The 11609-nt window shown below is 50.5% G+C and carries 12 protein-coding genes and 1 pseudogene; 4 read left to right on the forward strand and 9 right to left on the reverse strand.

Translation table 11 applies throughout. The features are described from left to right. Positions 1-12: 12 nt before the first annotated feature. The 6 genes from ACJJIP_RS01825 to ACJJIP_RS01850 all read right to left on the reverse strand — a co-directional run bounded on the left by ACJJIP_RS01825 (position 13) and on the right by ACJJIP_RS01850 (position 4930). Positions 13-807 carry a copper resistance protein B gene (locus ACJJIP_RS01825; RefSeq protein WP_020414470.1) on the reverse strand — a complete coding sequence of 265 codons (795 nt, stop codon included), beginning with the start codon at positions 805-807 and terminating at the stop codon, positions 13-15. Then, a complete protein-coding gene (locus ACJJIP_RS01830) occupies positions 804-2552 on the reverse strand; it encodes a copper resistance system multicopper oxidase (RefSeq protein ID WP_444946112.1) in 1749 nt (582 codons plus the stop codon). Before ACJJIP_RS01830 ends, ACJJIP_RS01825 begins: the two co-directional genes overlap by 4 nt. Positions 2553-2561: 9 nt before the next feature. Then, positions 2562-3050 carry a DUF411 domain-containing protein gene (locus ACJJIP_RS01835; RefSeq protein WP_020414472.1) on the reverse strand — a complete coding sequence of 163 codons (489 nt, stop codon included), beginning with the start codon at positions 3048-3050 and terminating at the stop codon, positions 2562-2564. 142 nt (positions 3051-3192) lie between these two features. Beyond that, positions 3193-3543 (reverse strand): hypothetical protein, encoded by a 351-nt coding sequence (locus ACJJIP_RS01840; protein WP_444946113.1) that lies wholly within the window; start codon positions 3541-3543, stop codon positions 3193-3195. Positions 3544-3675: 132 nt separating this feature from the next. Beyond that, the gene (locus tag ACJJIP_RS01845; protein WP_020414475.1) at positions 3676-4473 is read right to left on the reverse strand and encodes an oxygen-binding di-iron domain-containing protein; all 798 of its coding nucleotides are present in this window, start codon (positions 4471-4473) and stop codon (positions 3676-3678) included. A gap of 13 nt (positions 4474-4486) precedes the next feature. Further along, positions 4487-4930 carry a pseudoazurin gene (locus ACJJIP_RS01850; RefSeq protein WP_020414476.1) on the reverse strand — a complete coding sequence of 148 codons (444 nt, stop codon included), beginning with the start codon at positions 4928-4930 and terminating at the stop codon, positions 4487-4489. 262 nt (positions 4931-5192) lie between these two features. On the opposite strand from ACJJIP_RS01850, the gene radA reads away from it, so the two are divergent. Then, positions 5193-6587 carry a DNA repair protein RadA gene (radA, locus tag ACJJIP_RS01855; RefSeq protein ID WP_020414477.1) on the forward strand — a complete coding sequence of 465 codons (1395 nt, stop codon included), beginning with the start codon at positions 5193-5195 and terminating at the stop codon, positions 6585-6587. Positions 6588-6717: 130 nt separating this feature from the next. Here radA and ACJJIP_RS01860 read toward each other — a convergent pair whose 3' ends face one another. Together ACJJIP_RS01860 and ACJJIP_RS01865 are read right to left on the reverse strand one after the other, a co-directional pair. Further along, a complete protein-coding gene (locus tag ACJJIP_RS01860) occupies positions 6718-7818 on the reverse strand; it encodes a YHYH protein (protein WP_444946114.1) in 1101 nt (366 codons plus the stop codon). A gap of 42 nt (positions 7819-7860) precedes the next feature. Further along, positions 7861-8115 carry a hypothetical protein gene (locus tag ACJJIP_RS01865; protein ID WP_020414479.1) on the reverse strand — a complete coding sequence of 85 codons (255 nt, stop codon included), beginning with the start codon at positions 8113-8115 and terminating at the stop codon, positions 7861-7863. A gap of 197 nt (positions 8116-8312) precedes the next feature. Here ACJJIP_RS01865 and ACJJIP_RS01870 point away from each other — a divergent pair, with 197 nt between their 5' ends. The 3 genes and pseudogenes from ACJJIP_RS01870 to cobO all read left to right on the forward strand — a co-directional run bounded on the left by ACJJIP_RS01870 (position 8313) and on the right by cobO (position 10238). Beyond that, on the forward strand, positions 8313-8765 hold the full coding sequence (locus tag ACJJIP_RS01870) for a hypothetical protein (RefSeq protein WP_444946115.1): 453 nt from the start codon (positions 8313-8315) through the stop codon (positions 8763-8765). Then, positions 8752-9567, forward strand: coding sequence for an alpha/beta fold hydrolase (locus tag ACJJIP_RS01875; RefSeq protein WP_444946116.1), 816 nt, complete (start codon positions 8752-8754; stop codon positions 9565-9567). Before ACJJIP_RS01870 ends, ACJJIP_RS01875 begins: the two co-directional genes overlap by 14 nt. Before the next feature lie 101 nt (positions 9568-9668). Continuing rightward, a pseudogene (gene cobO / locus ACJJIP_RS01880) lies at positions 9669-10238 on the forward strand (cob(I)yrinic acid a,c-diamide adenosyltransferase). Positions 10239-10401: 163 nt separating this feature from the next. Here the strand turns inward: cobO and ACJJIP_RS01885 are convergent. After that, positions 10402-11457 carry an AraC family transcriptional regulator gene (locus ACJJIP_RS01885; protein ID WP_444900940.1) on the reverse strand — a complete coding sequence of 352 codons (1056 nt, stop codon included), beginning with the start codon at positions 11455-11457 and terminating at the stop codon, positions 10402-10404. Between the last annotated feature and the right edge of the window lie 152 nt (positions 11458-11609).

Consider the following 11609-nt stretch of genomic DNA (forward strand, 5'->3'; position numbering starts at 1 on the left):
GTAGGGTGGGGATTAAAACCAAGCACGAATACCGATAACCCACACGGTAGTATATACTTTTTCTCCTTCTTCACGGGCAAAGTCCGCTGCATTGCCCACTTCTCGCTCATGATGAACCCCAACATAAGGGGAAAACTTGGGATGAATCTCATAGAGAAGGCGCAAACCTAATTCTGCTTGAGATAATCCCGTACCACTACCGGCGATTTCGTCATTTTGACCGAAAAAATTCAGTTCTAGGCGCGGAATCAGAGTGACTTTCTCTGCGAGTTTGGCCTCATATTCCGCTTCCAGACGGAAAGCTGTGCTGCCACTTTTCCCAAGAAATAACACCGCATCCATTTCTAATGAGTAAGGTGTTTCTCCGATTAAACCAACCGCCAGCCAGTTACGGCTGGTACTCTCTCTCTGGAGGTCGTGACGTATGCCGGAGAGGAAATTCCAGTTTTTGGAAATAGCGCGGCTGTAGACCAGCCATCGCTCATTTTTTTCTGTTTCACCTCCTCCCCGCTCGAAATCGATTTCCAGCACCAGCTTATTAATGTCGCCTCCATAACTGAAATCCCCTTCAATTGCTGCGCCATTTTGGCCGCGCCGCTCGAACTGGTCGAAACTGAACTTGGCTGTAGGTTTATCTTCTTCCCCAGCGATGCCATTACCTTCTCCAACGGTAGTTTCGTTGGAGCGAGACTGGATGCTGTGGTGCAGATCTTCCTGATTTTGGGCTAAAGCTGCTTGAAAACTCGGCTCGGAGCATAGGGCAATGAGGGCTGTTGTTGTGGCTTTTATTATTGTGTGGTGGTTCATACCACACGGACCTCACGGAAAATGCCGTGTGCGCGATAGAGCATTTGGCAGTGTAATGCCCAGCGCCCTCGGGTATCGGCATTTACCAGAAAACTGATTTTGGCGCCGGGCTGCACTATCACCGTGTGCTTGCGTGGCAGGTACTCTCCATCGCCGGTTTCCAGCTCACTCCATAAACCATGCAGGTGCATGGGCTGGGTGAGCAGAGTGTCGTTTACCAGAGTGATACGAAGGCGCTCGCCATAGGTTAATAGTATCGGTGTGGCATTCCTATATTTAACGCCATCAACTGACCATAGATAACGTGCTGGATTACCGGTGAGGTGTAACTGCAGTTCCCGCTGCGGTTCGCGTTGGCCTAACGATGGAGTGAGGCTGCGAAGATCCGCGTAACAAAGTACGCGGCGGTTGTAGCGCTGCTGATGTTTACGCAGTCCCACGCCGGGATCATACACTCCATTTTTTGGAGTGAGCGCGCGCAGGGCTACGCCATGACCTTTTTCTGTTGGTTGGTGGATGATAGAGCTATTGCTTCCCAGGCCGGCGGGGGCCAGTTTGCCACTGTGTTCTTCAGCGGAAGGCTGTCTGCCGGCGGCTTTAGCGCCACTGGCAGGAGTGAATCCCAGATCGCGCTCATCAAGTATTGGGATTGGGTCCATGGAGGGAACTTCGGCAGTGAATTTCTGATTTGGCGTTAAAGTGCCACGAGCGAAACCACCGCGGTCTATCGCTTGGGCAAACAGAGTGTAGGCTCTGTCCTCTTTAGGCCTAACTACCACATCGTAGGTTTCCCCGGTGCCAAGGCGGAACTCATCTACCCGCAGAGGCTGAATATTCTGGCCATCGGCACTGACCACTGTCATATCCAAGCCAGGAATGCGCAGGTCGAAGATTGTCATGGCTGAGGCGTTGATAAAACGTAGCCGTACTTTTTCTCCGGGGGCAAATAGGGCAGTCCAATTGTCCTCCGGGGTTTGTCCATTGATCAGGTAGCTGTAGGTATCGCTGGTGATATCAGATACGTCCCGATCAGATATGCCAGCGAAGTTCCATGGATGACGTTCGCGCCAGGTTTGCTCTATACCTTTTGCGCGTACATCTCGCCAAAGATCTGTGGTGGTGCGGCGGCGGTGGCGGTTGTAATAGTGGCCATCTTTCTTCAGGTTAGAGTAAATCCGCTGGGGGGAATCGTCGCTCCAATCGGAAAGCAACACCACATAGTCCCGGTCATAGGCCACCGGGTCTTCGTCAATTGGATCAATGACGATGGCTCCATAGAGTCCTTGTTGCCTCTGGAAGCTGGAGTGGCTGTGGTACCAGTAAGTGCCGCTTTGTTTTACCTTGAAACGATAGCGAAAGTTTTCCCCAGGCCTAATTCCAGGAAAATTGAGCCCCGGCACTCCATTCATATTGCTCGGCACTCTGATACCGTGCCAGTGAATCGAAGTATCCTTGGGTAACTGATTGAACACATTCAGGGTGACAGTTTGCCCTTCACGCCAGTGCAGAACTGGGCCGGGAACTGAACCATTAACTGAAATAGCGTTGCGTCGTTGGCCGGTGAAGTTGACCGGTCTTTGGCCCACTTTCAGGGAGAAATGCTCGCCACTTAGTATCGTGGGTGGAGGCACCCTCGTTCTGGCGGCGAGGGGAAGACTAGATAAGCCTAATAGAGCTGCGCCGGCGGTAAGGCCGGTCACAAAGGTGCGGCGCGAGATCGCACCACACCATGGGGGGTTTGTCATCGACAGCCCTCAGAACTGTTCTCCGGCAGAGTTAATCGCGGCATAAACCACGCTGCTGCCATCTTTGTTTATTTGCATTACCTGGTAGGGGGTAAAGCGATCGCCTACCTCCATGCCAGGACTTCCCAGGGGCATACCGGGAACTGCCAGCCCCAGGGCATTTTTCGGTGGATTCTCCAAAAATTGGTGAATCATTTTGGCTGGCACATGCCCTTCGAAAACATAGCCTTCCTTGGACACACTGGTGTGGCAAGACTGGTAGCGGGGTTCAATTCCATGCTGCTTTTTGACGCTGTTAAGGTCATCGACATCTTTCGCTACCACATCGAAGCCAGTTTCCCGAGCGTGATCAACCCAGACTTTGCAGCAACCGCAAGTGGCTGACTTGTAGGTGGTCAGGCTGGGGCTTTGTGCCGGTGATTCAATAGACTCGGCACAGGCGCTCAATGCCATGGGGATAAAGATAGAGGCTATAGCAGCCAGGAAAGTTCGGTACATGGAGAGTCTCCTTGTTTTCAAAATTGATTACGCGTCATGTGAAAAATGCACGGGGCTCTGGGCACGCGGAGATCTGTTCGCGCGTGAAAAATTTCCTGGTGGATTGTCTGGGTCAGGAGAGCCCTGTGGTGCCTGTTGCAATTCAGGAGTGAATAGGAGGTCGCAACTCGGTATCTGGCTCTGGAGGGACGTTGAAACGGAAATAGGCTGTATTACATGAGCTCTGCGTAATAAAAATGGGCTTGCTATCAGAAGGGGCAGCGAGGTTATTGCCAAGCCCAGGACAGCAGCCGCACTCAATACTGCAATTGCCGGCGTGCTCATTGCTACAGTCGTCAGGCTTCTCTGAGGAACAGTGACTCTGTTCATTGGAATCAGCGCTCATTAAGGCCGATGCTACCTCACCACGCTCAATACAAGGTACCGCCGAAGCCAAGCCGGCAAAGGCAAGGAGCAGTATCAGTAGCAGTGAGCGTAAAAATCCGGGGTTCATGGCTTCGGCCTGAATAAGTACAGGGACGCAGTGTATGAGCTGACACTTAGGGGCGCAATAGTGACCGGGGTGTTGGTTAATGAGGTGAAACACTGGTGGCGTTGCAGGCGCCACCAGTCAATATCTCTGGGTTCAGGACTTGCCGAGGGGCAGGCGGAAATCTTGATGGCGCAATAGATCTGGGCCGCACTCCAGCTTCTCCAGCCAACCTAGGAATCGGTTTTTGGTTTCGTCCGAGGAGAAATAGCCGCCGTGCTGAGGCACGATCATAGACGGGTTTAATTCACGCACCATCTTGGCCCAAAGCCGGCAGGCCCAATTGCCTCCCATATAGCGCTGGTGAAAACCTTCCATTGATGGGATATGTGTGTCGAAATCTAACACCTCTCCCTCTTCGCCACCGAGGGAGGCACCAATATCTCCGGAAAACAGGATACGGCTAACCGGATCATAGAAGCTGAAATTGCCACATGAATGCAGAAAGTGAGCGGGCAGGGCCCAGATTTCACTATCGGCAAAAGGCAGTACTTCGCCTTTATCATTGAGCGGTACTATGCGGTCCTGCCATTTCTCACTGCCCGCCCGAGAGGCTACGAAGCCAGAGACTAAATGTGGCAAGAAGCGCGACCAAAGTTTTGATACTGCCACCTTACAGCGGGAATGCAGCATCCAGCGCGGCAACGAGGCGATAATATCCGGATCCTGGTGTGAGGCCAGAATGTATTCAAGATCGCTCAGGTTAAGGTGGCGGCTGAGCTCGATAGTCAGGGGTGTATAGGTTAGATCGCCGCCGGGATCAATGAGCGCTCCCTTGGTACCGCGGCGAATTACAAACTGGTTGGCCTGAACGCCGTCGCTGCCATTCTGCTCATTGACCAGATCGCAGAAACGCGCAACCAGGTGGTGGCCTTTTTCAAATAGGATGTCCACGCCGCGGCTCTCCTTATTTCACCAAGCCGAGGTACTGTTGCAGTCGCTCCTTATTTACAGCAATACGATCATTCATCCCTTCGGCGTGTTTCTTGGCCTCCTCAAGGTTGCCGGCTTCGCCGACCTGAATTACCCCAACCATACCCAGTGGTAGATGTGGGTCACACTGGTATAGGTAAACACCCTCTTTGTTCAGGGTTACAGTCACTTTTTCCCCCATAGTGCCGTTCCAGGAAGCGCCCTCTGCTGGGGAAAATACGGAGCGGGTGTTGTGGGCCATATCAGTGGGAAGAAAAGTTACTGTGTCGCCCAAGGCAACGCTTAGGAAGGCTGGTTCAAAAGTCATCATGCCATCCTTGCCCTGGTTCAACATTTTAACTTCGTGGTCTGCTGCCAGGGCGGAGGTCGAGGCCAAGGCGAGCGCTAGAATTGCGCCGCGAAGAGAAATAGACGACATGCTTACTTCCTGTTTGGTGATTGGTCAGTGTGATTGAATGCCTCCCCATTAGTGGGTACAGGCAGCGGCGGATATTATCTCGGTGGAGACCCAGGGAATTGATCTAGATCAATCGCGTAGACGGCGTAGATTAAGGAAGTAAGTGCCATTGCGTTGGACCGATACAGGTGAGTCATTTATGTCTGCTCAGCGCTGCCCGTTGTTCCCTGATAAGGGGTAAACTGTACGCCAAATTATTCGGGCAACTGTTCGGGAGATAACCTTGGCCGCAAAACGCAAAACTGCCTATGTATGTAATGAATGTGGTGCGGACTACACCAAATGGGCAGGGCAGTGCAGTGCCTGTGGTACTTGGAATAGCCTTTCAGAGGTACGCCTTGGGCCTGAACATAAGGACAGCCGTGCAGCCAATTTTACCGATGCGCAGAGCGGCTATGCCGGCACTGCTGGTGCTGGCAAGGTGCAAAAGCTCTCGGAAATTGACCTGAGCGAATTACCGCGAATTCCCACTTCCGCCTCTGAGTTAGATCGTGTGCTGGGCGGGGGGCTGGTGCCGGGCTCGGTGGTGCTGATTGGTGGACACCCCGGAGCCGGTAAATCCACGGTACTACTACAAACTCTGTGTCATTTGGCTATCTCCATGCCAGCGTTGTATATCACCGGGGAGGAGTCCTTACAGCAGGTGGCTATGCGGGCCAAGCGCCTGGGCTTGCCTACAGACTCCCTGCAACTACTTAGCGAAACTGATGTAGAGCGCATCTGCCTGGCGGCCAGGGAGGTGAATCCGCAAGTGATGGTGGTGGACTCCATCCAGGTCATGCATATGAGCGATGTACAGTCCGCACCAGGCTCGGTAGCTCAGGTACGGGAGAGTGCAGCCTACCTGACCCGCTACGCCAAGCAAACCGGCACGGCACTGATTCTTGTGGGCCACGTCACGAAAGATGGCAGCCTCGCCGGCCCCAAAGTACTGGAGCATATTATCGATTGCTCCATTTTACTTGAAGGTACTCACGACTCCCGTTTCCGCACTTTGCGCGCGCACAAAAATCGATTTGGTGCGGTCAATGAGCTGGGGGTGTTCGCTATGACCGAACAGGGTCTTAAAGAAGTCTCCAACCCCTCCGCTATTTTTTTGCAGCGCGCAGAAGAAATCGCCGCGGGTTCGGTGGTAACTTCTGTTTGGGAGGGTACTCGCCCACTTTTGGTGGAGTTGCAGGCGTTAGTGGATGACAGCAGTTTGGGTAATCCGCGCCGTGTGGCAGTGGGGCTCGACCAAAACCGTTTGAACATGTTGTTGGCGGTGCTGCACCGACATGGTGGTGTATTGGTGGGCGACCAAGACGTATTTATCAATGTGGTAGGTGGAGTTAAGGTCATGGAAACCAGTGCTGATCTGACTTTGTTATTGGCTGTGGTTTCCAGTTTTCGTAACCGTGTTCTGCCCCGAGATTTGGTAGTGTTCGGTGAAGTGGGCCTGTCTGGTGAGATTCGACCTGTGCCTTCAGGCCAGGAGCGTTTGCGTGAAGCGGCCAAGCACGGTTTCCGCAAGGCGATAGTGCCCGCCGCAAACCGCTTAAAAAATGATATCGAGGGGATGGAAATGCACTCGGTAAAAACTCTGGCGGAAGCCCTTTCCGTTATAGATATGAGCTGAAACTGCTAAATTTTTTCAGCAAATCATTGTAATTTGTTGTTTGAGGAGAAACTGCTGTTGATTCAACTGTTACCCGATTAGCGATCGCCTTTGAACGTATTGTTTAAATAAATTAGCAGGTTTGGTTGAGTCAGCCGAATCTCCTTCCCGCTCCTCTGTCGCGGGGTGTTCTCTGTGGGCCCCTGCGAAAATCTTCTGAAGGCGTACCCTTGTAGCAGCGCGGAATAATTGGCCATTCTTCAGTGAGGAAGTAGGCGTAGGTGCCCTCGGGAAAGTCGGGGGAGTGCACGAAACGGCCGTTGCACTCATCAAGGGAGCCTGAGCCTTCCACATACTCGTAGTCAGCTACGAAAGTACCATCATAGTAACCGCCTGGCTGATTGCTGCCAGCAGGACGCTGCCCAGCTTTCACTTGATAACTGGACCGCATTTTTGCGACACCGGATTCACTATTTTGGCCATCTTGAAAACCGTACAAGGCATAAATTGGGAAGCCATCTGCAGCCCAACCAATTAGCGGTGAGTGGTGCTCAGAGGTTACTTGCAAGCGTGCCAGAAGTCCGGTCGGCAGGCCGTGGTAGTGGTAGGCTCCGCTAGGCTGCACATGCGCAAAGTTATCATCCACACCTAAGGAGACTGCACCTGATAACGCTTCATATCGCCAAGGGCCACGATTACCCAGATACCATTCTGCTGCACTTGGATCAAAAGGCACACCGTTAATGCCGATGCCGAAATTCTGCAGTGTGACGGGTGTGACTTGTGCTGCCACTTTGGGGGTGGCTGGAATTCTGTATTTATAGCGCTGGGTTTCAATTCTGTGTGGATTACCTGCGTTGGGAAAAGCGCCTGTTTTATGTGTTGAGATACCATTGGCTTCAATCACCCTCCAGGGGCCCTGCACAGACACCGTCACCACACTGGAGGCGATAGGCGTACGATTTGCAGGAACAGTGCTTTGCAACCCATCTGACTGTATTGCTAGGTGTTTGCGAGTGGGAGGTCTGCCTGCAATACGGTCTTTGGAGGGGGCCTGGGCAATATTCAATCTCTCCGGTAGGCAGATGAGTGTCTGGGACTCTGTTAAGTTAAAACACTGGCCAGTACTATGCCCGACAGCACAACTGGCACCGGGAGTGAGGCTATGGCAGGCTTCAGTTGCTGTTTCTGGTAAATGACCTAGAGCAGTCGGGGCAACACAGACAAGAGTTAGTAATAACCACTTTTTCATACGACAACCTAAAACTGCACGGCCCCTGACAGATCGGAAAATTTATTCGGAATCCGCTTCTTTGTCCCTGCGCGGTCTGTGGCCCTCCATTTTTGCCGGTACGCAGACCAGTTGCTCTTCCCTGGGAGGGATACGGCAAGTGCCTTCCAAAGTACCTCGTGGAGTTTCAACGGTGCAGGAATCCCCTTCCGACATTTCATTACATGCATCAAAGGCCTCCTGAGGCGGTTTGCGAGGTTGTGCCGTTGCTGTAGAGGCGATGGCTAGCATAGCGATGGGAATCAGAATTTTATTCACAGTGCTCTCCTTTTTGGATTCGACTGAGTGGATTGTTGCTATCAGTATTTCATAACTGGTGTGGAACCATATCTTGGGAAGGAGGCTTTTTTCACTAACCGATGAGAGCCAACATAGTTCAGGAATGCGCAAGGAATGTGGAATTTATGTAAAGAAATGTGGAAGTAAGCAAGGGCGCTGGTACCAGGTAGAGCTTCATGTTTAACCGCGTGTTTGACTGGCCTGTTCATTATGGTCGGAATGTCGCACTATCATACTTGCTGTTGCTTTGTTACCCAGTAGTGGGTGTTTCACTTTATTTGGGTAAAGGAGGCTCGTTAATATTTTTGAAACAGAATCCAGTCTGTCTTTATAGTGGCCAGCCATTTCACCTCGCAGTAAAAGTGGAAAGTCTCACATCGGCTTCATTACCGATTCTGGTGTGTATATGGTGGAGAGCAGGTAAATTTATAAAAAATGAGGTGAAGTGGTTTATAGCTGCTATTTCAGGCCTTTCTTCCTTTTCACCCGGAAAAGGTGCCATTTCCCTATTTATTGGGATTAAGGTGAATCTCTTTGTCACTCACTTTCTGCTGCTGAACTATACCTTTGTAGTTATTCTTACTACAGCTATCTGGTATTTGATGGTGGAACTGTATGTCGGTATTTAGCCAGGATGGCGTGAGCCTGTACTTTGAGCTTCGCGGGAATGGTCCTCGCCTGGTATTCCATCCCGGTACTCTCAGTGATCTCAGAGTACATCCGACTGTATTTGATTCTCCATTGGCACGACATTTTGAAATACTGAGTTTTGATCCACGAGGAATTGGGCAATCCAATTCTCCCGATGCCTCTCCTACGATGTTTGACTATGCCCAGGATCTCAAGCGTTTAATGGAGCATATAGGTTGGCAGGATGCACTGTTTATTGGCGAATCTTTTGGTGGAATGGTATTGCAGGAGTTTGCGCTTCTCTATCCACAAGCTGTGCAGAGACTCGTTTTGATAGTCACCAGTTCTGGGGGGCCGGGAGGAGCTTCATTTCCTCTCCATAAATATGATATCGAAGCAATGAACGTCGAGGAAAAAGTTAACTTTTTCATCTCGGCTGGAGATAGCCGTATGCCGAGTTCCAATAATGAACAAATAGAAACGGCGCTCTACACACCTCTGCGGAATTACTACAAGCAAGTTTGTGAGATTTCTATAAATAAGCCGGAAGGGGCTTTATGCCGTTCTCGACAGCTCCAGGCAAGAAAGGGACATGATACCTTTGAACGCTTGCCTGAGCTCAGGGTTGGGACACTTATTTGTGGTGGTCGCTATGACAGAATCGCTCCTTTTGAAAACCAGAAGGCTTTATTCCAGCAAATAAATGAATCTCGCCTGGGAATTTTTGAAGGTGGGCATCATGTACTATGGCAGGACACTTTGATTTGGGGTGTCATTTTGAGTTTTCTTAAGTTGACTTAAATATTGCTATCAATTTGTTTACATAGTTATGTGCCTAAATATTTATTGGTTTTTTTATGAGCTCTAAATTTCAGGATGAAAGTAGACAATACAAGGAGCGTATGCGGAATCGCAAGCAGATCGTTGATGAGACGGTATCTAGAGCGCAGGATGAGCGTGGAACTGTAATTTTATATACTGGTGATGGTAAAGGTAAAACCACAGCAGCTATGGGGTTGGTAACAAGGGCTCTGGGTTATGCTTTCTCTACGGTGGTCATACAGTTTATAAAAGGTACTTGGGAGTGCGGGGAGAAGAATTTATTGATGGGATCTTCCCGCCCTTTGCAGTGGTACCAGATGGGTACGGACTTTACCTGGGAAACCCAGAACTTTGATGCAGATAAGGCCGCAGCACAAGCGCTATGGGAGAAGGGGTTGATGGCCATGCGTGATGAAAGCGTGTAATTGGTTGTTTTGGATGAATTGACCTATGCATTAAATTTTCACTGGCTGGATAAGGCTGAAGTATTGGCAGCTATACGGGATCGCCCCAAGGAACAGTCAGTTATTATTACCGGCCGTGGTGCTAAACAATATTTGAGGGATATTGCGGATACCGTTAGTGAAATGCGCGCGGAAAAGCATGCCTTTGCTAGTGGTCTCGCAGCACGTAAAGGTATTGAGTGGTAATGAAGCAACTGCAGGCATAGGCCTAAACCTTGCGGGTAAGGATTGAGCCAACTGGTTTTGATTATTAGCACCTACTGATTATATATTTACAGCTTAATGCGCTGAGGCCGACAGGGTGATGTTATCACAATAAGCACCCTGCCATTTTTGGTGAAGGGTCCAATTACTCGGTTTCTGCTACTTCTCTGGCAGCGATGCTGGCTATCATTTGGCGTCTCACACGCATCGGCGTGGTTCCAAACCAACGATAACAGGCGCGGTTGAAAGAGCTCTGCTCACGGTATCCCAACATATTGGATATCTGTGACATGGGCGGCTGTTTGGTACTCAAGTAGTATTCGGCACGCTCACGGCGAATGCGATCCAGTAAATCTTCAAATACGAGATTGCGGTCACGCAGCCTCCTTTGCAGGGTGCGCTTGTGCATGCCAAGTTGGTTAGCAACTTCTTGCAGGCTGCAACGCTTCAGCGGCATCAGGCAATAAATAAGCTGCTGCACTTGCTCTATCAGACTGGCTTCCCCCTGTTGTAGGAGCTCTTCAATATATGTCTTTAGCAGTGGACGTAGGCTCGGGTTACACTTTTCAGTGGGGTGTAATAGGGAGCTACTGCTCAGGATAAGTGCATCTTTTTCCCGCCCAAAGTGTATCGGGACACCGAAGAAATTTTCATACTGGTCATGCAGGGGGCGCTCTGTTTGCAGATGCACGGCTTCCAATTGGAAGTTTTCTCCGCAAAGATTCTGTAATGCGACCATGGAGACCCCGAGGAGAAATTCTCGGCACTGTTCCAGGGCAATAGCGGGGGCTCCCCGCTCCTCTGTTTGGAGGTCGTCTATGCAATAAAAATAAAGATATGTGTGTTTGCCTTTTTTCTGAAGTTCCACACGCAGGTTATAGGGTGGCTCTCCGAGCTGCCTAATTGCTGCGTTGAGGAACTCCCCCAAAGTTAGGGACTGCAGTACCGCTGCTCCCAGCGATCCCAATGCAGCCGCCCCCTGGCTGTAAGCAAGGCGCAGTCCAAAATCTGCACAGTTGAGTTGATGCGTAGCTCTGTTCATCAGGTCGTTTACGGATCTTAAGGGTAGGTAACCCTCAAGGCTTTCAACTTGCTGGGGATTTATTCGGGCATTTATTAGCAAGGCCTCAGGGCTGCCATTAAATTGGCTCACCAACTCATAAAAGCCCGTTAACAGCGTAGTTCTTATTTGTTGAGTCAATTTCTTAGAATCCTGTATACCACTCGGATAAATGACGTTATGAACTTGTTCCGAGTTAAATAATTCAATCTGGCGTTAGTGAAACGACTGTTAGCAGAACCCAGGGATAATAAAAAACGGAGCCTTGTGGCACGTTATTTATGGTTTTCTTC

The organism is Microbulbifer variabilis, assembly GCF_052467165.1.